At 59.8% G+C, this 20056-nt stretch carries 23 protein-coding genes and 2 tRNA genes; 10 read left to right on the top strand and 15 right to left on the bottom strand.

All coding sequences use genetic code 11. The features are described 5' to 3' along the window. Nucleotides 1–11: 11 nt before the first annotated feature. The gene (locus tag RSB01_RS09115) at nt 12–941 is read right to left on the bottom strand and encodes a hypothetical protein (RefSeq protein ID WP_332591439.1); all 930 of its coding nucleotides are present in this window, start codon (nt 939–941) and stop codon (nt 12–14) included. A gap of 394 nt (nt 942–1335) precedes the next feature. Here RSB01_RS09115 and RSB01_RS09120 point away from each other — a divergent pair, with 394 nt between their 5' ends. From RSB01_RS09120 to RSB01_RS09135, 4 genes are read left to right on the top strand one after another with little or no spacing between them, the layout of a single operon-like run. Then, nucleotides 1336–1878: a hypothetical protein gene (locus RSB01_RS09120; RefSeq protein WP_332591438.1), complete on the top strand. Its 543-nt coding sequence runs from the start codon at nt 1336–1338 to the stop codon at nt 1876–1878. 58 nt (nt 1879–1936) lie between these two features. Further along, on the top strand, nt 1937–2680 hold the full coding sequence (locus RSB01_RS09125; protein WP_332591437.1) for a hypothetical protein: 744 nt from the start codon (nt 1937–1939) through the stop codon (nt 2678–2680). Nucleotides 2681–2692: 12 nt separating this feature from the next. Beyond that, the gene (locus RSB01_RS09130) at nt 2693–5428 is read left to right on the top strand and encodes a hypothetical protein (protein WP_332625347.1); all 2736 of its coding nucleotides are present in this window, start codon (nt 2693–2695) and stop codon (nt 5426–5428) included. Between the two features lie 34 nt (nt 5429–5462). Continuing rightward, nucleotides 5463–6344 carry a hypothetical protein gene (locus tag RSB01_RS09135; protein ID WP_332591773.1) on the top strand — a complete coding sequence of 294 codons (882 nt, stop codon included), beginning with the start codon at nt 5463–5465 and terminating at the stop codon, nt 6342–6344. Nucleotides 6345–6363: 19 nt separating this feature from the next. Here the strand turns inward: RSB01_RS09135 and RSB01_RS09140 are convergent, their stop codons facing one another. From RSB01_RS09140 to RSB01_RS09175, 8 genes are all read right to left on the bottom strand, one after another. Further along, entirely contained in the window at nt 6364–6996 is a 633-nt protein-coding gene (locus RSB01_RS09140) for a helix-turn-helix transcriptional regulator (protein WP_332591774.1), read from the bottom strand. Between the two features lie 296 nt (nt 6997–7292). After that, a tRNA-Ser gene (locus RSB01_RS09145) sits at nt 7293–7382 on the bottom strand. A 99-nt stretch (nt 7383–7481) separates the two neighbouring features. Beyond that, on the bottom strand, nt 7482–8432 hold the full coding sequence (locus RSB01_RS09150; protein WP_332591775.1) for an NAD regulator: 951 nt from the start codon (nt 8430–8432) through the stop codon (nt 7482–7484). A 62-nt stretch (nt 8433–8494) separates the two neighbouring features. Next, nucleotides 8495–9070: an HD family hydrolase gene (locus tag RSB01_RS09155; protein ID WP_167177720.1), complete on the bottom strand. Its 576-nt coding sequence runs from the start codon at nt 9068–9070 to the stop codon at nt 8495–8497. 157 nt (nt 9071–9227) lie between these two features. After that, the gene (locus RSB01_RS09160; protein ID WP_332620078.1) at nt 9228–10079 is read right to left on the bottom strand and encodes a methyltransferase type 11; all 852 of its coding nucleotides are present in this window, start codon (nt 10077–10079) and stop codon (nt 9228–9230) included. A gap of 103 nt (nt 10080–10182) precedes the next feature. Beyond that, the gene (locus RSB01_RS09165) at nt 10183–11043 is read right to left on the bottom strand and encodes a MoxR family ATPase (RefSeq protein WP_332620079.1); all 861 of its coding nucleotides are present in this window, start codon (nt 11041–11043) and stop codon (nt 10183–10185) included. A gap of 63 nt (nt 11044–11106) precedes the next feature. Further along, nucleotides 11107–11313, bottom strand: coding sequence for a hypothetical protein (locus tag RSB01_RS09170; RefSeq protein WP_332592202.1), 207 nt, complete (start codon nt 11311–11313; stop codon nt 11107–11109). A 12-nt stretch (nt 11314–11325) separates the two neighbouring features. Further along, nucleotides 11326–11766: a hypothetical protein gene (locus tag RSB01_RS09175; RefSeq protein ID WP_332592203.1), complete on the bottom strand. Its 441-nt coding sequence runs from the start codon at nt 11764–11766 to the stop codon at nt 11326–11328. A gap of 198 nt (nt 11767–11964) precedes the next feature. Between RSB01_RS09175 and flbT the strand changes: the two genes are divergently transcribed. Then, the gene (gene flbT / locus RSB01_RS09180; RefSeq protein ID WP_332620080.1) at nt 11965–12390 is read left to right on the top strand and encodes a flagellar biosynthesis repressor FlbT; all 426 of its coding nucleotides are present in this window, start codon (nt 11965–11967) and stop codon (nt 12388–12390) included. Further along, entirely contained in the window at nt 12350–12706 is a 357-nt protein-coding gene (gene flaF, locus RSB01_RS09185) for a flagellar biosynthesis regulator FlaF (RefSeq protein ID WP_332591556.1), read from the top strand. The genes flbT and flaF overlap by 41 nt, the downstream gene beginning before the upstream one ends. Before the next feature lie 29 nt (nt 12707–12735). Here the strand turns inward: flaF and RSB01_RS09190 are convergent, their stop codons facing one another. The 5 genes from RSB01_RS09190 to RSB01_RS09210 all read right to left on the bottom strand — a co-directional run bounded on the left by RSB01_RS09190 (nt 12736) and on the right by RSB01_RS09210 (nt 16555). Further along, nucleotides 12736–13485, bottom strand: coding sequence for an exopolysaccharide biosynthesis protein (locus tag RSB01_RS09190; RefSeq protein ID WP_332591557.1), 750 nt, complete (start codon nt 13483–13485; stop codon nt 12736–12738). Nucleotides 13486–13609: 124 nt separating this feature from the next. Continuing rightward, nucleotides 13610–14428: a lysozyme gene (locus tag RSB01_RS09195; protein WP_332591558.1), complete on the bottom strand. Its 819-nt coding sequence runs from the start codon at nt 14426–14428 to the stop codon at nt 13610–13612. A gap of 104 nt (nt 14429–14532) precedes the next feature. Next, nucleotides 14533–15984, bottom strand: coding sequence for a magnesium transporter (gene mgtE / locus RSB01_RS09200; protein ID WP_332619840.1), 1452 nt, complete (start codon nt 15982–15984; stop codon nt 14533–14535). Nucleotides 15985–16049: 65 nt separating this feature from the next. Further along, nucleotides 16050–16134: transfer RNA gene (locus RSB01_RS09205), tRNA-Leu, on the bottom strand. Nucleotides 16135–16303: 169 nt separating this feature from the next. Beyond that, nucleotides 16304–16555: a FliM/FliN family flagellar motor switch protein gene (locus RSB01_RS09210; protein WP_167176976.1), complete on the bottom strand. Its 252-nt coding sequence runs from the start codon at nt 16553–16555 to the stop codon at nt 16304–16306. Between the two features lie 114 nt (nt 16556–16669). Here RSB01_RS09210 and lipB point away from each other — a divergent pair, with 114 nt between their 5' ends. Then, entirely contained in the window at nt 16670–17365 is a 696-nt protein-coding gene (gene lipB, locus RSB01_RS09215; RefSeq protein WP_332591563.1) for a lipoyl(octanoyl) transferase LipB, read from the top strand. An 18-nt stretch (nt 17366–17383) separates the two neighbouring features. Here the strand turns inward: lipB and RSB01_RS09220 are convergent, their stop codons facing one another. Beyond that, complete coding sequence (locus RSB01_RS09220) at nt 17384–17803, bottom strand: DUF805 domain-containing protein (protein WP_332591560.1); 420 nt, start codon at nt 17801–17803, stop codon at nt 17384–17386. A 189-nt stretch (nt 17804–17992) separates the two neighbouring features. On the opposite strand from RSB01_RS09220, the gene msrB reads away from it, so the two are divergent. From msrB to RSB01_RS09235, 3 genes are all read left to right on the top strand, one after another. Further along, nucleotides 17993–18472 carry a peptide-methionine (R)-S-oxide reductase MsrB gene (gene msrB / locus RSB01_RS09225; protein WP_332625350.1) on the top strand — a complete coding sequence of 160 codons (480 nt, stop codon included), beginning with the start codon at nt 17993–17995 and terminating at the stop codon, nt 18470–18472. A 55-nt stretch (nt 18473–18527) separates the two neighbouring features. Next, the gene (locus RSB01_RS09230; RefSeq protein WP_332625351.1) at nt 18528–19145 is read left to right on the top strand and encodes a hypothetical protein; all 618 of its coding nucleotides are present in this window, start codon (nt 18528–18530) and stop codon (nt 19143–19145) included. A 151-nt stretch (nt 19146–19296) separates the two neighbouring features. Next, nucleotides 19297–19890: a DedA family protein gene (locus tag RSB01_RS09235; protein ID WP_332591578.1), complete on the top strand. Its 594-nt coding sequence runs from the start codon at nt 19297–19299 to the stop codon at nt 19888–19890. Nucleotides 19891–20056 lie beyond the last annotated feature (166 nt).

Below are 20056 nucleotides of genomic sequence, written 5' to 3' on the forward strand. Positions count from 1 at the left end.
ATCTTGGGTCATCATTTTGTCTTTGCAGGTCGCAGCACGCCCCAGGCGCGGTTGGGCGACAGCCAGTGGATGAGGGGCAGGAAGGTCATGCGTGCGCCCAGCAACAGCACCAGTCCGGTCAGGCCGATGGCGGTGGTGGGCGGGGCGACCTTGCGCAGATATTGGCTGGCCGCAGCCATATCGATACGGCCAATCTGGATCAGATCGTCGCCGCGATCATAGTCCAGCTGTTGCTGGCAAAAGTCGTTGTACTTTTGCTTTCTGTGCGGAGCCGCTTGCGCGAAGGTTTTTTTTAGGGCGTCGGATCCGCCCGTATAGGCATCGGTGATGACTAAGCGGGCTTCGTCAAATCCGGCTTCGTTGCCTACACCGAATGCGGCGCGGTGGCGGGCCATGATCTGGCGGGCCAGACTAAGATGGTCAAAGCTGCGGCGCGCATCGGGGCGGGGGGATGGAAAGACGTCCGAGAACGTCTCGGCCACCATACCGGCCACAGCGGGAACCTGTGTGACATTGGAAATCCAGAGCGGACGGCCCTGACCGGTCAGGAACATCAGAACGCAGGTCAGGCCATAGAGTGTCGCTGACAGGCCGCGTCCGCGCACGCCGGGGTCGACCATGACGAGGCCGAGGTGCATTACCGTGGTCGGACGGTTGGCCAGCTCCACATCCAGCAGCGACAGCACATTGAAGGCGATAGGGCGTCGCGGGCCGTTTTTCGTTTCGGCCTGATAGACGATGGTGATGACGCAGTTCTTCAGTCGCTCGGCATCACCACCCAGAACGCCATATTCCAGTTCGCTGTCATTCAAGGTCAGGCTGGCAATCGCGCGAAGGTCATCGACCAGTTTGCGGGTTTCAGGTTCGGACAGATGTGCGCCCGGTCGTTCTACTATGCGCGTCCACAGGTCGCGCCCCGACCGCCATGTCAGATTGATCATTGAACTGTCAGGAGTCTCCCCGAAACCGATAGGTATTCAGTGGCCTCTTGCTGTGGGGCGGGTCAAGCGCGGTCCTGTCTTTTGATGTCAAAAAGCCAGTTAATGCGCCTAAGGATATCGGTGAATTTTGATTAGAATATTGTATTTAAACGTTAATATCGAAAAACTAATGTACCTTTGAGTGACTATTTACATTAAGTGACCCCCAAAAAATCTCGTTAACATACCATTAACGGGTGACTATTTTTGAAGTGAAAAGGACTTTTGTCATTTTGAGGGTGTCAGCGCGTAGTTGCTGTCGAGTTCCTTAATCGTAAACAATAATGGATGCGATTATTAACTTAAATCCGGGCTTTAACTTTAATAGTGGCTTGGGTTCTGGGAGGAAATAGTTATGAAAGCAGTTGGTATTGTATCTGGTCTTGCGGTTCTCGCGGCACTTACTGCCGGTGGTGCTGCGCAGGCTGAAAGTCTGTCCGTCAACACGACTGTCGCACCGTATTGCGGTATCCGTCTTGCAAACGTCTCCAGCGGCACCGCTTCGGTAGCTCATGAAGCCGAACAAATGGTCGCCAATCTGGAACTGGCCTGCAACACCGGCGGCACGGCCCAGTTGGTCGTCAACCCGCTGAACGGCGACTTCAAAAATGGCAACAACCTGATCAACTATGCCATGCGTTTTGATGCTGCTGATAATGCGTTCGACATCAACACCACCGACGCCACCCCCGGTGATGCGGAAGGTTCGGGCAAGTTTACCCGCAACAAAGTCGGCTATAGCCAATCTCTGGCTAACGGCAGTGGCGCCCAGTTCTATCTGAACGTGAATGTGGCTGCTCCTGGACCGGCACCGCTGGGCCAAACCTTCTATCCGGCCAATGCCGCTCCGGCTGGTACCTACAACGAGTCCTTCTCCTTCGAACTGTCGGCCATCTAAGGCCAAGCGGCGGTCGGGTTGTGCAGCCCGACCGCCTTTTCTTTCTGGGGTCAATTCCATGAAAAGAGCAGCTATTGCCGCATGCGCCGGTCTGGTGACCGCCGCCTGCCTCGTTGTGCCGTCCGTGGTGGATGCGCACGAAGTCCAGCCCATGATTGCGACGGTCGCTCCGTCAGGCTCGAACGCGAATTACAGGCTGATGATCCGTAATACGGATGCGATGCCCATTACGCTGGAAATCAATCCCTATCGCGTGACGATCACCGATGAAGGGACGGCGGTTCGGACCCCCGAGGATGCCGATGTCATCCTGTTTCCACCCCAGATCATTATCCAGCCGGGCGGAGAGCAAGCGATCCAGATCCGCTATGTGGGTGATCCCTCGGTCACCGAAGGGCGACTCTATGCGGTTGTGGTCAGCCAGTTGCCGGTCGATTTCACGACCCTGAACAATAGTGACAACAGCCAGACGCAGGTCAAAATCGGCTTTGATTTTGTCAGCCACATGGTCGTCCAGCCGCCCTCGGCCAAACCCAATCTGGTCATCGGTCCGACGGTCCGTCAGGCCAATAATGATCTGGCATTCGATGTCAGCAATACGGGTGATGGCGTGGCATTGTTGCGGACAGCGGAATGGACGCTGGTGCCACAAAGCGGTGCGCCTGTTGTGGTTGATGCAGAGAATGTCGCGTTCGGCGCGTTCGGGGCCATTCTCCCCGGGGGCAAAAGGAGCATGACAATTCCTGCGGCTCAGGCTGCGGCGATGACCGGTAATGTGACGGTCGCCATCCAATTGAAATGAACGGATACAAACATGTCCGTTCAGCACATGACGGCAGGGGGGCGTAGCGCCTATCTGGGTTGCTCGCATGCTGTTCTCATGATGACGCTTTTTCTGGCCGGAACTGCCCAGGCAGCGACCGGTGCGGAAAGTAACGATCCCGACGCACCTATCATTACGAACCGTTATTCGGACGGGTCGGTGTCGTCGGGCGGGCCGGAGCTGGACGCCGCACTGTCCGGCTCTCACACGGGCGTTCCGGCTGAGGCGGGTGTCAGCTTTGCGCGTTCTCGCCCCAGGACCGCGGCAGCGGCCCCGATCACCGGAACGCCGGCCCGATCAGTTGAAGAGGTGTCAGAGGACGTCAGGGGCGTTCCTGTAGAGGCCGCCCCCGACATGGCTGTGCCAGTGGTGGCGCAGGCCGTCTCGCCGGGGACGCCGCGGGTCTATACCTCGATTGATGTGCCACTGACGCTGAACGGCCGCTTTGTCGGCATGGTCAGCGCGGATGTGGATGTGCAGGGCAATGGCCTTGTGGATGCGCAGCGCTTTTTTGATCTGATCCAGCCCGTGGTCACGCCCGAGACACTGGCCGCTTTGCGACAGGCGGCAGCAGGGCGCGAGCGTGTGCCTTTTACCGATCTGGACACTGCCGGTTTTGCGCTGGCGTTTTCAACGACCGCGCTGGAACTGCGGGCCACTGCGGGCGGCGATAGTCTGAACGCAACGGCTATGAGCCTGAGCGGAAGTCGTGCGCCGCCCGATCCGGCGTCCTTTCCCCAGCCTGCCCGCTTCTCGGCGGGGGCCAATATCTCGCTGGCCGAGCGCTATTTGCATGATGACGGCGATACAGCCCCGTTTCGCGGTGCGATTGACGGCATTGTCCATTGGGGCGGCTTTGGTGGCGTCACCCTGGTTACGGGCGCGGAATATGACGGCGCGCGTGAAGGCAGTGGCTGGCGGCGTACGGAGACGCGGCTGGTCAAAGACTTCTTCAAGTCGGGCATCCGCGCCATGGCGGGCGAGTTTACCCCGATTGCCGACGGCTTTCAGGGCTCGGGCCGTGTGGTTGGCATCGGGGTAGAGCGTGCCTATGCGGCAGTGCGCCCTTTCCAGAATATCCGTCCGACAGGTCGTCAGGAGTTTACTCTGGAGCGTGCCGCGACGGTCGATGTGATCGTCAACGGCCTGATGTCCCAGACCCTGAGGCTGGAGCCTGGTCGTTATTCGGTTGCGGACTTTCCCTTCAGCACCGGTGCCAATCAGGTTCAACTGGTGGTCGATGACGTGACGGGACGCAGGGAGATTGCGGTCTTTGATGTGTTCAGCGGATCGGACCTTCTGGGCGACGGCGTGGTCGATTTCGGCTTTGCCGCAGGTCAGTATGAAGGGTCGACACCGTTTGAATATGACGGGCCGGTTCTGGCGACAGGTTTCGTCAGCAAGGGCTTTGGCGACAGCCTGACCCTGGGTGTTAACGGGCAGGCGTCCAAGGATGTGCAACAGATTGGCGGCTCGGCCATCTGGGGCTCGCGCTTTGGATTGATGCTGCTGGAAATGGCGGCCAGCCGCGATCGGCTGAATGAAAGAAACGGTGTGGCGGCCTCGCTCAGCTATCGCCAGAATTTCAGCTTACGCGATCCGGACGATCTGAGGATCACGGCCACACTGATGGGGACGAGCAGCGGTTTTGTCGACGTGTTCCAGCCTGATCGCAACAACCCTGAAGCATGGCGGTTCAGCACTCTGGTACAGTGGAATGCACCATGGGAGCTGGGCCTCAGTCTGGGTGTCGGCGTGGCCGAGGCGCGGCTGGACGGGTTCCGGCGTCACCAGATTGATCTGGGCGTGAGCCGCAGCTTCGGGCGCGTCAATCTGGTGTCCAATGTCAGCTTCACCAATGCGCGCGAAGAGGACGGTGTCCGCTTCTCGATCGGCCTGACCATGCCTCTGGGCGGTCGCTGGAATGCACAGGCCCGCTATGACAGTGACGATAGCCGTTCGGAACTGGTCGTCGGGCGCTATTCGACCGGTTCGCTCAATGATCTGAGCGGCGAGGCGCGTTTCACCAATGACGACCGCAGGCGCAATATTTCGGGACGGCTGGATTACATCAATAACCGCTTCGAGGCCCAGCTGACCCACAACCGCCCCTATGATCGTCTGGAAGGGGAAAGCGCGGGCGTAGAGTCTGTGCTGGCGGTGCGCAGCTTCATCGGCTTTGCCGATGGTGCCTTTGCTATCGGCCGACCGGTTGACGATGCCTTTATTATCGCGCCGGTTCACAAGTCGCTGGCGCAGTCGGACGTCACCATCATGTCCGGTTCGCGCAAGGTGGCCGAGTCGGGCCTGTTGGGACCGCCCTTGATCCCCATCCAGCGCAGCTATGGCATTAACAGCTTCGACATTCTGGTTGATCCATTGCCGACGGGCTATGACATCGGCTCGGGGACCATCAATGTCTTCCCTGCCTTTGGCAGTGGTTATCGCCAGCAGATCGGCAGCGATGCCTCGCGCATTGCTGTGGGCTCGCTGATCGGGCCGGAAGGCGCACTGGTGCTGGCCGTAGGCGAGATTGTCGCCGAGGGCGGCGATCGGGATCAGGCACGTCCCTTCTTTACCAACCGTGCAGGGCGGTTTGTCGCCGACCGTCTGGCCCCCGGTCGCTATCGCATCCTGATTGGCGGCAGCGAGGTGGCCCGTTTCGTAATCCCCGAAGACAGTGAAGGAATGGTCGATGTCGGTACATTGCAAATCTCCCCGCGCTAGGGCTGTGTCACGCGATCAGGGACGTCTGGCTCCATTGGACAAGCTTGCTCTGTCTGCCTTTGTCTCGGTGCTTGCGCTGTGGGCGGCCGAGGCGAGGGCGCAGGACTGTATGCTCAAGGTCGAGGGGATGCCGCCGTCGGTGCGGCTGGACTATGACCCGTTTATTCCGGCGACAGCACCGGCGCGGTTGCAGTTCCGGATCAGCAATCCGGGCAGCGAAGCCTGTCAGGCAGATCTGGCGCTGGTCGACGAGACGCGGCAGGCCATGACACGCTTTGATGTCGGGACGACGGGGCTTAAAATAGAGCTGCGTCCGATGGCAGGTGTTTCGCGCTCGGTTGTGCCATCGGTCTTCACCGCCAGACTGGAGGGCGGCGAGACGGCGGAGGTGCTGTTCGATGTGGCCATACTTGATGATGCCGTTGTTCCGGCGGGTCAGTATAGCGAGCGGTTGATGATGGAACTTCGCCAACCGGGAACCGCAGTGGCCTATGAGCAGGCCCCTGTGGTGCTGGATCTGACATCCTTGCCGCGCGCCCAGATGAACCTGTCGGGCTCGCGCGGTGATTTCGGGTCGGGTGCGTCGGTCAGTGTGGTGGACTTCGGCAAGGCCGAGACGGGCAAGGTGCGCCAGTTGTACGTCCAGACCCGGGCCAATAATCCGGCCCGCTTGACCTTCAAATCGGCCAATGACGGGAAGCTGAAAGTCGTGGGCGAGGGTACGGCCACCCTCGATTACAATGTGCGTTTTGATGGCAGTATTCTGGATTTAAACCAGATTGCGGTTCGCGATATCGATCCGCCGCGAACCTATGCCGGCCAGGCTTTTGAACTGGTGCTGACACTCGGCAAGGTCGAGGGCGCGCAGGCCGGTATCTATAATGACGAACTGACGATCGAGATTTCGACACTATAGGTGATGGGCCTGCAGAACATCAGGGTCTGGCGAATCCGGCGGCCTGTGCAAACAGGTCGCCACGGCTTTTGACGCCCAGCTTGCTGTAGATATGCTTGATGTGGGTTTTCAGCGTCTGGCTGGAGATGTTCAGGTTTTGGGCAATCCGGCCGGTTTCAAACCCGTTCAGTAGCATTTCCACCACGCGGCCCTCTGTCGGCGTCAGCGTATGGGTATCGACCAGAGCCTCGAAGCGCGATGACAGGCGCGGCGGGTTGAAGATCACCCCGATCAGCGAAACGGGCGGCTCGCAAAGGCGACGTGCCCATACAACCCATGCCCGTTGCTGGCAGTCCATCGAGATAGCGCAGTTATAGGTTTCGGTGGTGCAGTTGTGCAGGAGGTTGGTGACCATCATCGAGCGGGGAACAAGATGGCCCTCGCGAATGCGGATGATGCCCGCTTCGACCAGCTTTTCTGCTTTTTCGCTCATCCAGCGGACAACCATGTCCGACGAGACGAGCATGCGTGCCTTGCTTTCGTTATCCAGCCACTTGGTCAGGGCGAAGTTGCAAAGCTGCGGAGACAGGGCTGCATTGTCACTGCCGCCAGCGAGATTAAAGGCATCAAACTCACTCTCGGGCGAGATGCCGGGTAGCAACTCTTGAAACATTTAAAAAACCCCTCGCGAGAAACCGCTTAAGGAAGATATAACTTTAAATACCACTGTAATGTTGCACTCAAAGGCAAACTATCCCCCAAACAGGGGTCATGGCCTTAAAAAGCTTGGTTTTATGGTGTTTTAGCGGGGCGATACGCAGAGGCTTGAACCAAAATATCGGCTCGAAACTACTTGGTATAAGCACTCAGTGTGCTGAATTGTGGGCTGAATATTATAGCAAAGCTTGTACGGCCAAGATGCGATCTTGTTCGTGGTCCCCGTAGGGGAAGTTTTATTTTGTGAATATATGGCGGAGAGGGGGGGATTCGAACCCCCGGTACGCTTTCACGTACGCCGCATTTCGAGTGCGGTACATTCAACCACTCTGCCACCTCTCCGCGAGATCGTTGGTCCCTGTGGGGCCGAGCGAGGAGCGCTATGTAGCCAAGTCGCTCCGGGGCCGCAAGCCGATTCTTTCAAAAAAATTCCGATATGGTTCAACGCTGTCCCGGCAGGGTGAGACCGGGCGCAGAGCCACCGTTGATATCCGGACCGGCATAGCGGAAAAGCTCGGCCGGACGGCCGCCGGTATCGGTTGCAAAGCGGCCTGTGGCGCTGACCAGTGCGGTGCGTTCAACGCCGCGCCGGAAGTTCTGCTTGTGCAGGGACAGGCCCGAAATCGCCTCTGCGGCAGCTTGCAGGGATGACAGGGTGAACTCGTCCGGCATCAGGTCGAACAGGACCGGACGGTATTTCAGCTTGCTGCGCAGGCGGCCCAGAGCGGTTGCGGCGATACGCCGGTGGTCCGAAGCCATGGGCAGATCATTCAGGAGGATGGCGGCGTCACGCTCATCGTCACGCGCGGACTCTGCGACCAGACCGGCCTCGTAGAGTAGCTCATAGCGCTCCAGCACCTTTTCCTCGTTCCAGCGGGCTTCGGGGGCCAGTGCAAACAGGGTTTCGGCACGCGAGCGACGTTTTCCATCCTGACCGGCCCAGTCCAGCAGGTGCGTGCGAAGGGTATCCAACAAGGCGGGCGGCCCTTTGCGCCAGTCCTCCCACGGGAAAATGTCAAACAGCGGCGTCCAGTGGGCATCGTGGCCGGTGTCGGCATGCGAACTGGGTGTCAGGGCCAGATAGCCGACCGAGACCTCGCGGGCGCGTACAGGGCCGGGGGTGGCGCGTGGCGAGGCGCGCCCCATGTCGCCAAATGTATAAAGCTGTTCGACAAAGCCCAGCGGAAAGCCGGTCTGTTCGGTCACGAAATTCCGCAGGGCCAGCTCGAAGGTGCGATCCTTGACCGGATCGAACGGCCCGAAGGGCAGGGCGGCGGCCCCGTCGGGCGCATGGGTGGTGAGAACCACTGCCTGATGGCCCCGCAATGCGATGATGACGACGGACAGGCCGATGCGGACGCCGATCTGCGTCTCGTTAGGGGAGGCTGGCATAGGATGTTCGCCGTCCGTCATTATCGCCCTGCCATTATGGCCGTCTTCGGAGTGGTGCGCCGTCAGGCGCGGGTGCTGAGCCCCATAGCTTCGGCCAGTTCGTGATAACGGTCCAGATAGGCTTTCTGGGCGTCAAAAGCGGGCATGGGTTCCAGAGTGATGGAATAGCCAGCAGGCGGGGCACCGAAAATCTGTACCGACTCGCGCTTGTTAAAGCCGGCCAACTGGGTGGCCTCGAAGAAGGCGCAGGCGCGATCGGCTTTTTTGATCAGCGTCTTGATGGTTTGCGGCGTCTTGGGCGGCAGTTGGAAACGCACATGGATGGCGGCTTCCAGACGGGCCTCGAAATCCTTGTAGGACGAACCCAGCGCCGATTTGAACGGCGAGATCATATCGCCGATCACATATTCGGATGCATCGTGCAGCAGGGCGGCCATCTGCCATTTCGGTTCAAGACCGGGGCGGATAACGCGGCACAGCTCCTCGACGATCAGCGAGTGCTGGGCGACAGAGAAGGCATGCTCGCCGATGGTTTGGCCATTCCAGCGCGCGACGCGGGCAAGACCGTGGGCGATGTCCTCGACCTCGATGTCGAAGGGCGAAGGGTCCAGCAGGTCCAGACGGCGTCCTGACAGCATGCGCTGCCATGCCCGCGGGGGCTTGGGGGTGCGAGGCTTTTTGGGAAGGGGGGCCAGTTCGTCGTCGTGTGCGGCCAGGGTCGTCGTCTTGCTCATAAGGCAGGCAGGTGAACTACCCTCGCGACGCTTTCAAGGCCGACCGACGTAAAAGAAGCGATTAATCCCCGACGTTGAGGACAACCAGTTCACGAACGGACTCAACAATGGCTTGTTCGTCACGGTCGCGGGTGCGGAAAGTGGCCACCACGATAGGGCCACCCGACGGACCACGCGCCTCATAGCCAACCACGCGCCACGCATTGGGGGCGGGTTTGGAGTCGATATGGATCATGGTGGCGCGAACGGCCTGACCTGACTGGGTCTGGACAACCGTGCCCGCTTCGTTGGCCTTGATCTTCACGGTGCCATCGGGTGCCGTGATAGTGCTGCCCTTGTCGTCGGCCTTGATGACCATGCCGCCGATACGGATCTGGGCGCGGTCACCATCGGCCTCGATGGACATGCCCGGCATCCGCACTGTGGCTTGGTCACCCTTGGATTCGATGTTCAGGCCGGGCAACTTGACCGAGGCGTCTTCGCCCTTGGTCGCGATATTGACGCCCGGCGCGGTGACCGTTGCAGTCTCGGTGCCGTCTTTATCTGTCGAGGTGCTGACCGTGGCATTGGCTTTAGCCGAGGTGCCATCGGCGGCAGGGACCAGTTCGTTCTGGAAGCGCATGAGCGCATCCGAGCTGGATTCACCATTCAGGGAGACGAGGTGAAGCTGGATTTCAGCACCGCGAGGCCCTGCATAGGTGCAGGTCTGTCCGTCAACACTGGCCGATCCGACACGGGTCAGCACGCCTTGATCCGACGGGCATTGCAAGGCGCTGATCACCTTGAGTGCCTTGGACGAGGCCGCGCTGGTATCGGTGTCGATCTCGACGCTACGGGAAATGCGGACACTCTGATCAGAGTCGCAGGCCGCGAGCGCAAGGACAGACAGAATAGGCAGGCAGAACTTATACATAATCCAACTCCTGATAGCCCTATCGTGTGCCGGTTCCGCCAGCGTCACCAGTGAATTCGCAGTAATCCAAGGTGTCAGGGATAAGGCTATCCAAACACGACCCTTAACCGGGACGCATACCTTCGCGGCGGGCCATAAAGGCCAGACGTTCGAACAGATGCACGTCCTGCTCGTTTTTGAGCAGCGCGCCGTGAAGCGGAGGAATCAGCTTGTTGGGTGATTTCTCGCGCAGGCTTTCAGGGCTGATATCGTCCACCAGCAGCAGTTTCAGCCAGTCCAGCAGCTCGCTGGTCGAGGGCTTTTTCTTGAGGCCCGGCGTATCGCGGATTTCGTAGAAGCTCTTGAGGGCTTCGGAAACCAGACGCGGTTTGATGCCGGGGAAGTGGACCTCGACAATGTCCTTCATCGTCTCGACATCGGGGAAGCGGATATAGTGGAAGAAACAGCGGCGCAGGAAGGCGTCCGGCAGTTCCTTCTCGTTGTTCGAGGTGATGATGACCACAGGGCGTATCGCCGCCTTGATGGTCTCGCCGGTTTCCTGAACAAAAAACTCCATGCGGTCCAGTTCCTGAAGCAGGTCGTTCGGGAACTCGATATCGGCCTTGTCGATTTCGTCGATCAGCAGGATAGGGCGCACGTCGGAGGTAAAGGCCTCCCACAGCTTGCCCTTCTTTAGATAGTTGCGGACGTCATGCACGCGCTCTTCGCCCAGTTGGCTGTCGCGCAGGCGGCTGACGGCGTCGTATTCGTACAGACCGTTATGGGCCTTGGTCGTGGACTTGATGTGCCAGGTGATCAGGGGCGCATTCATGGCCTTGGCTAGCTCATAGGCCAAAACCGTCTTGCCGGTGCCCGGCTCGCCCTTGATGAGCAGCGGTCGCTCCAGAGCCACGGCGGCGTTGACCGCGATCTTCAGATCGTCGGTGGCGATATAGTCGGACGTGCCTTCGAACCGGCTGCTCATACGAAACCTGCTCCTGAAATCTCTTTCAGGAGCAGGTAGCTTAAAGATACTGTCCTGAACAGGTCAGGTGATGTGTTTAGGCGAAGGCGGGTCGCTGGCGTCCATGGTTTCCTCGACGGCTTCGTCGATCAGGGCTTCCTGACGGTTTTCGGCTTCCTTCAGCTTTTCCTTGAGCTGGTCGGGCTTGCCGTGTTGCAGCTTGGCCTTGCGGGACATCGGAGCATTGACGTCTTCTTGCACCTTCATGTCTTGGTGGGACTTCTGCGTCATGGACGTTTCTCCTTATGGCGTTTCAGGCGGAAGATCGGTGTCGTAGCCAAGATCGGCGATGTCTTCGCTGGACAGGCGTTTAGCCTCCCAGTGGGCCGCAGAGCCTTGCGCTCCGCGATGGTTTCTCATCAGGCCGCCATAGACGAGTTCGATCTCGCTGGCTGCGACAGTGGCGGATTCTGTATCGTCACTGTCGTCGGGGGGCGGACTTTCGCCGAGCAAGGCATCGGCTTCGGCAACCAGATGGGCCTTGGGATCGGGGCGGTCGCTGTCGGCAGGAGAGAGACGCGAGGGGCGCTCGCCGTTATGATCGCGCGTGGCGTCGAATACCTCGTCCATCTCGTCGAGCAGGAAGTCTCCTTCGCCCTCGTCATCCAGATGGGTCTCGTCAAACGTCTCGGCTACGTCCTGCGGATCGCCTCCGGCATAGGAGGCAGAATCAGGAACAACCATGGGGGCCTCCTGTCAGCGTTGCTGATGAAACAACGGGTCCGGCACATCGGCGTTCCGTAAAAACTTTGTCGCAGGTGATGAAAAGAGGCCGTTAAAGGTGACGGTTCGAAGCAAATCGGAATAGATGATTAACCACGTCCGGTTACATTCCATCAGCCGACTACCGTCACGGTAGGCGCAATTACGGAGACTGTAGTCTTGCCTCTGAAACTGTCGCTAAAACCTGGCGAGAAATTTGTACTGAACGGAGCCGTTGTCCAGAACGGTGATCGTCGCGGTGTGCTGGTTCTGCAAAACAAGGCCAGCGTCCTGCGCGAAAAAGACATCATGCAGCCGGAGGACGTGAACACGCCCGCCCGCCGGATCTATTTCCCGGTCATGATGATGTATCTGGACGAAAATGAAGCCAGCAAATTCTATGACGAGTTTGCGCTTCGACTGTCGGAATTCATGGGGGTCATCCAGAATCCCGAGATTCTCAACGAGTGCGTGAACTGTTCGCGCCACGTTATGAACCGCCAGCACTACAAGGCGCTGATGAGCGCCCGCAAGATTGTTGATTACGAAGAGCAGAGGCTCGGCAATGTCGCTACAGGCGTACAAGACAGCATCGACGCGGGCTGAAACCCCGCGTCAGGCCGAATACCGGCTGTTCGGGCAGGTGACCCGCGCGCTGATGCATGCGGCGACGTTGGACAAGACCAAGTTTGCCGAACGTATGGATGCTTTGGACTGGAACCGCCGGCTGTGGTCCACGCTGGCGACAGCATGTTCGGATTCCGGCAACGGTCTGCCGCAGTCTTTGCGCGCGCAGATTATTTCCATCAGCCTGTTTGTCAGCCGCCACACCTCGGTCGTGGCGCGTGGCGAGGACGATTTCACAGCCCTGATCGAGATCAACCGTTCGATCATGCAGGGGCTGAGCGGCCAGACGGAATAGTCCCTAAAGACTGGGTCCTGTAGGGCGGCCTAGAACAGGCTGCTGATCCACTCGAAAATGCCGGTAGAGACCGCCACGACGGTTTTCCAGACCAGCAGCATATAGATGCCGCTGATGACGGAGCCTGCGGCCCCCAGCACGATAAACACGCCATCGCGCTGAATAATACCCAGTGCCAGCAGGCCGATGGCCAAACCCGGCAGCGCATCGCCGAACGGCACCGGCAGCGCCATCATCATGGCCAGCAAAATACAGGCGACGCCAATAATCGTGTCGGCGATTTCGCCGGTCAGGAAGGGCCAGCGCGGGCGTGTCAGGCGTTCGGCTCTGCGAAGCAGAATGAGCGGAGTGGCGCTGTCGGGACTGACCGCGATCCGCTTTCTCCACCAGCGGCCCAGTCGCGAGGATTTGGACGACATCAGGTGCCGACGCAGCCACTTTGGCAAAGCCACAGGACTGTTGATCAGGCGGCGATAGGTGTCGCGCGAAACCTCGGCACGCATGATGAATTTCGGTAGCCGCAGCTTGGGCATCTGGAAGGCCATCTCGATCGAGATCAGAATGATCGGGATCGAGAACACCGCCTTGCCACCGGGGGGCCACGGAAACAGGGCCATCAGCGTCAGCAGCAGAAGCATGGCCCCAAAGCCGCGCTCGCCAAAGGCTTCGGTCATTTCACGGATGCTGAGGCGAGGGTTTTTGCCACGGCCGAGACTTTCCAGCACGTCGGAAAACTTCCTGTATTCGTCGGCAACAATCGGTGCAGCAGGAAGCGTCATAGGGTCCGGTAACAGGGGAGGGGCGTTACAACCAGGGCAGTCTCGTGAACAGGCATAGCGCGTCCCGCAACGGACGCGAAGCTCTCATAGCAAGGCTATCTGCAAAATCGTGACGGCGAACCGGCTAGCGTATCTTGAGTGAAGTCTTGGGTGCGCGCGAGAACAGCCATACCGCCCCGCCGATAAGGACCAGACCCAGAAGACAGAGCGATCCGGCAATCATCAGGCCGTGGCTTTCCAGCACCGGCATGCTGACCCCGTGCTGGAAGGCGATAAAGGCCGCCAGTGATACGACAACGCCCACTGCCGCCAGAAGAACGACCGTACCAAGGTCGCCACGGCTTTCTTGGGTGCGCGTTACGCGGACAGGCTGTGTGTTCTCGTGGCGCAGAACGCCTGTAATGCCCAGTGCGGCATCTTCGGGCACGGTGGTTTGTTTGTCGGGGCGACTGATGGGGGCCAGCAGCAATTGCACCAGTGTCGGCTTGTCGGCCCGCTCGAACAGGGCGCGTTCAGCGCAGCGGCGGCGATAGGGGGTGTCGACGGGCGGTTGCTGGCGGTCAGGAATGCTGGCCAGCACCTCGGCGGCCTCGGCCATGCGCCCTTTGCGGATAAGGTCGAGCATGCCGGTCTTTATGAACCGCTCGGGGCCGATGCTGTAGATGAAGCTGATCAGGGCATCGAACTGGTTCTGGTTCAGCGGGCGTTTGATCTGGGTGTGGACCAGATTGGCTGCCGGAATCAGGTCGTGCATCAAAAGCAGCTCGGCCTCTTCCTCGCTGATGGAAATGCCTTCGCGCGCGCTTTGAGTGTGGCCGTATCCGATCGTCAGTGTGCCGTCGCGACGCAAGACGGCACAGGGGCGGAAACCCTCGAAGCTTTTAATCAGCAGCAGACCCTCGCGGGACAGCTTGCGTCGTGTTCGGGGCGCAGGTTTCGGCACGAAATGATCCAAAACGAAACTTAAGGACAGGCTTCGTCTGGAAGACAGCAAACCCTGTTCCATTAAGGAGCCCGGTTTCGGGACAGTGCCGGATTTGTCTGTGTTTACAGTATCACGGCGGTCGCAAGACCGAGGAAGATCAGGAAGCCGAAGAAGTCGGTCGTGGCGGTCACGAACACGGCGGACGACACGGCGGGGTCGAATTTCAGCTTGCTGAGCGTCAGAGGTGTCAGAACCCCGACAGTGGCGGCCACCATCATGTTCAGCACCATAGCCGTCGAAATCACCGCGCCCAGGCGCCAGTCCCAGAACCACAGACCCGCCGCCACACCGACAAGCGGTGACAGAATCAGGCCGTTCAACAAGCCGACAGTTAGCTCGCGCCGGAATGTACGAAGGGCATTGGAGGAGTTCAGTTCGCGGGTAGCCAGCGCCCGTACGGTCACGGCCAGAGACTGTGTGCCGGCATTGCCGCCGATGGCCGACACAATCGGCATCAGCACGGCCAGAGCCACGATCTGCTGGATGGTGCCTTCGAAAACGGCGATAACCGCCGCGCCCAGAATGGCGGTGAACAGGTTGATGCCCAGCCATGGCACACGCGAGCGCACGATCTCTCGCACCGATGACGAGCGGTCCTCGTCATTAACACCGGCGAGGCGCAGGATGTCCTCGCGGTTTTCTTCCTGAATGATGTTCACCACGTCATCGACGGTCAACTGGCCGACGAGGCGTCCGGCCGAATCCACGACGGGGGCCGAGATCAGGTGGTATTTTTCAAAGATGTAGGCGACTTCTTCCTGATCGACATCGACGGTGATCTCGTTCACCGGCTCCATCAGGTCGCTCAAGGCCACTTCGCGCTTGCTGCGCAGCAGGCGGCTGATGGCGACGCCGCCGACGGGGCGGTTCAGCGGGTCAACCACATAGATATTGAAGAACAATTCGGGCAGGTCGTCGCCATGGGTACGCACATGGTCGATGGTGTCGCCGACAGTCCAGAACTGTGGCGCCGCCATATATTCGCGCTGCATCAGGCGACCGGCGGTGTCCTCGCCATAGCCCAGAGAAGATTCGATAGCCGCACGGTCGATTTCCGGCATGGCAGCCAGAACTTCTTCGCGCTGGTCGTCCTCGAGGTCCTCGACAACGGCGGCGGCATCATCGGAGTCCAGCTCTTGCAGAGCCTCGGCCAGCACGCCCGCAGGGACGCGCTCCAGCACCTCCTCGCGGATACCGTCGTCCATTTCCGGCAGGGATTCAGCCAGAAGCTCGGGCGGCAACCATTGGACAACGACAGCGCGGTGCTCGGCCGTCAGGAAGCCCATCAGGTCGGCGACGTCGGCAGGGTGCAGGTCTTCGAGCAGACTACGCAGGCGCATGCCGTCGCCATCGTCGGCGGCATCGACCACCTTTTCGACGAAGCTGACGGTCAGGGCATAGTCATCGCCCAGAGCGACATGATCCTCGGCTTCCGTTACGGAGCCGAGGGTGTCGTTCTGATTTTCAGAAGAAGTCAGAACAGGCTTCAGATTGGCGGGGTCCGTGTTGTTCACGTCGGGTGCCTCCCTGAAATGAATCACCAGCTTGGTAGTAGCTAGGATTCGTCCTGTCTGTTCAATGGTGCGGTCGAGAAGACTCGAACTTCCACGGGTTGCCCCACAGCGACCTCAACGCTGCGCGTCTACCAATTCCGCCACGACCGCTCGCATCGGAGGCGGTTGAATAGTCGAGGCTTTTGAAAAAGGAAAGCCGAAAATGCGCGGGGCCGGTATGATTTTGACCCGATCCACACAAAATCCAGCAAAAAGCCCGCCGGAGCGGGCTTTGGCTAACGGTAAAAACCGTTGCTATCGGTTTTGTCTGTACCGGACTTTAGGCCTGACCGGCCATAAAGTCGTACACATCGGCGGTGCGGGTGACGGTGATGGCGATGCGATCATCGCGAATCTCGATCTCGCCGCGCGCGACAGGGTGGTTATTGGCCAAAATCCACACCTCGTCCTTTTCTGTGGCATCGAGCGGGATCACGGCACCGCGACCCATACGCAGCAATTGCTGCATCGGCAGGACCGAACGGCCCAGCACGACAGAAATCTCGACATCAACAGCTTCGATTTGGCTCACGTAAGAACATCCACCACATTAAAGACGGCCTTGCCTTGCCGTTCTTGAAGGCACATTGAACCCGTTATGCTTTCCGAGCCGTTAAATATGTCTGCTGACGTCACCGAATCTCTCATGGCCGTATCCCCGCTTCTGCGAGCCGATGGCCGCCCTGTCGAATGGGCGATCTCTGACGGCTATGTGGATTATGCGCAGGCCGAAGCGGCGATGGAGGCCCGCGTGGCGGCCATTGCGGCGGGCGAGGCGAATGAGCTGGTCTGGTTGCTGGAGCACCCGCCGCTCTATACGGCGGGCGTGTCGGCCAAGGCGGACGACCTTCTGATGCCCGACCGTTTTCCGGTTTATAAGACGGGACGTGGCGGGCAGTTCACCTATCATGGCCCCGGTCAGCGGGTGGCCTATGTGATGCTGGACCTGACACAGCGCGGGCGCGATGTGCGCGGCTTTGTGCACGGCATGGAAGACTGGATCATCGGCGCGCTGGAGCGTTTCGGTGTCGAGGCGGGCATGCGCGAGGGCCGCGTCGGCGTTTGGGTCGAACGCAAGGGCGCGGGTTGGGCGCGCGAGGACAAGATTGCGGCCATCGGCGTGAAGGTCCGCAAATGGGTCAGCTTCCATGGCATCAGCCTGAATGTGGAACCGGACCTCGACCATTTCGGCGGCATCGTGCCGTGCGGCATTACCGAACACGGCGTGACCAGCCTGATGGATCTGGGGATTCTGGCGTCTATGGACGATGCGGACGATGCGCTGAAAACATCGTTCCAGAAATGTTTCGGCCCTGTCGTGGACGGCCAGCCGCCGCTCTAGGCAGCCTAGGATTGCAGCCTAGGATTGAGGCGGGAACAGCGGGCGCTGCGAAGGCGGTGGCCCGTGGCGGTTCAGGCCTTTCTGGCCGGGCATGAGCGCCAGATCGATGAATACAGGCACCAGCAGGATAGCGGCCCCGCTTCTTGCGACATCGGGTGTAGCGGCGTGCGCCAGAGGCCAAGCCAGTGCGAACAGAATCAGCACGACCCAACCCCACCAGCCCGAGCGTCCGCGATCATGCAGGCGCAAGGAGAGCACGCACATAGCGCTGTAGCCCACAGCCAAAACCATGCCCATGGCCAGCCATGAGGGCAGGCCATGCTGCGCCCACCAATCGATCGCCGCCCGCAGCGCAATCAGCACGGCACAGCCAAGCGCAAACGCTGTGCGGCCCACGCGGTGCGAGGATTGCCAGAAAATCTCGATATGGGGAATCATACCGTAAGTAAGCACGTCTGTAGTCTGAGGAAGGGCGAGGCTTAGCGTGACGGGCTTGCGCGAGTAAACGTCCATAGGTCTTTGTTCCGATGACGTTGTCGAGAGACGGGCTGCCAAAACAGGCTTGGCCCTATCGCGTTGGCGAGAGGATACCTATGTTGAAACCTAGCTGTTTTGAGTGACACGAGCATGACCGATATGACACGCCAATCCCAAGCCGGTTTCGATCTGACCCCGCCCGACGCCGAAGAGCGCGCACGGCTTGAGGCCGGACTGGATGCCGAGGAAAAGCGTGTTCTTCTGGCGCACGGCACCGAGGCTCCTTTCTGTGGCACCCTTTTGGGGGAAAGCCGCAAGGGCGTGTTTTGTTGCCGCCAGTGCGGGCTTCCGCTGTTTAAATCGGCCACCAAGTTTGAAAGCGGCACAGGCTGGCCCAGCTTCTGGGAGCCGGTGGACCGTGACCATGTGGTCGGTGTGCGTGATGACAGTCATGGCATGGTGCGCGTTGAATCCCGCTGTGGCCGCTGTGACAGCCATCAGGGGCATGTGTTCCCCGATGGCCCGCCGCCCAGCGGTCTGCGTTTTTGTATCAACTCGGTGGCCCTGAGTTTTACACCTGAGGGCATGGCCTTGCCCGACCCGCTGGGACGCGGTGACGGTGTCGCCTGATTAAGGCCGTTTTTGGTAGAGTAAACTGGCCGCAGAGCGGTGCGAGGTGTGCGAAATGACCATGATGATTTCTGTTCTGTCGGCTTTGGCACTTGGCGGCTCTATGTCCGGTGTCATGCCTGAGCGCGATCAGGATGCCGTGGTGGCCACTGCCCGCAGTGATGGCGGTTCTGTCAGCATGCCCGCCGAAGCGATTGTTGCGGCCAGCCCGTCTTCGACCGTGTCGTCTGCGGGACAGAATATTGGTGCGGGTTCCAGCCTGAAACTGACCACGGCCCAGCAGATCGACAACTGGCTGTCGGAAGACACACGCCGTGACGAGATGCCTGTCTGGCGTGACGAAGAACCGCGCCGCATGACAGGCGAGGTCAGCCTTGGCATCGGCTCGCATGATTACAGCAACGTGTCCGGCTATGTGAATGTGCCGGTAGGCGAGAATTCTACGATCAGCCTCGGCTTCAGCCAGACCAAGAATGGCTGGTACGAACGCCCGATCGGTCGTGACGGCTTGTTCTGGGATCCTCGCGATCCTTATAATGAATGGGGTGGTCTGGGACGCCGCATGTGGACGACGCCATCAGGCCAAAGTGTGTCGCCGTTTGATGCGGGACCGCGGATTTCGCGACACAGGGGCGGGGCGAAATCGGAAAATGCGGATACTCCGACCAATTGACCTGTGACGGATGGCGTCGGCGGCGCTAAGCCGCATATGCAGGCGAGGGCGATGCCCCTAAGTCGGGTTTCCCGACGCCTTTAGGATCAAAATGGACAGTTTGTTGAGTTCGGTCGCCGAATTCATATCGCGCAATGCGATGTGGGCCGGAGTGATCTTGGGTACCATTACCTTTGTAGAGTCCCTGCTTGTGATCGGGGCCTTTGTTCCGGCGACAGGACTTCTGGTTCTGGCGGGCACCATGATTGCGACGGGCATTCTTGACCCCGCCAATGTCATTCTGGGGTGCGTGATCGGGGCGGTGCTGGGAGATGCGATTTCCTATGCCATTGGCCGCCGGATGGGCATTCGGGTACTGCGTCACCGCTGGCTGAAGAACCATCGTCGCAAGGTGGCGTGGACGCGCCTGTATTGCCGCCGTTATGGCGTGGCCTCTATTTTCATCGGTCGCTTCTTTGGTCCGTTGCGGGCCTTTGTGCCGACGATGGTGGGGGTGCTGCAGATGCGCCGCCGTACCTTCCAGTTGGCCAATGTGACCTCGGCCTTTGTCTGGGTTCTGGCCATGGTTATACCAGGCTGGCTGGTCGGCAAGGGGCTGCACCATCTGGCCGAGGGCCACGGCAAGACGTTTGTGGCCGTGGCCGCTGTGGTTCTGGTCGGGGCGGTTCTGGTGATCCAGAAGGTACTGAAAATCCGTGCGGTTCGTCGCAACCAGATTTTGCGCGGTGCTGTCAGCGAAGGCTGATCACCACGCTGAGCGGCACAATAAAAAAGCCCCGATCCAGTGCGGATCGGGGCTTTTTCTTTGGGTGTTGGGCTACACCCTAGTTGTGGGTGTGGCCGTGGCCTTCGGTATAGGTTTCCAGAGCCGTTTCCGTGACCGTGGTGGAGTAGGCCGGATTGGTTGCGGC

Origin of the sequence: Brevundimonas sp. (assembly GCF_036659295.1) — a bacterium.
Classification (GTDB): domain Bacteria; phylum Pseudomonadota; class Alphaproteobacteria; order Caulobacterales; family Caulobacteraceae; genus Brevundimonas.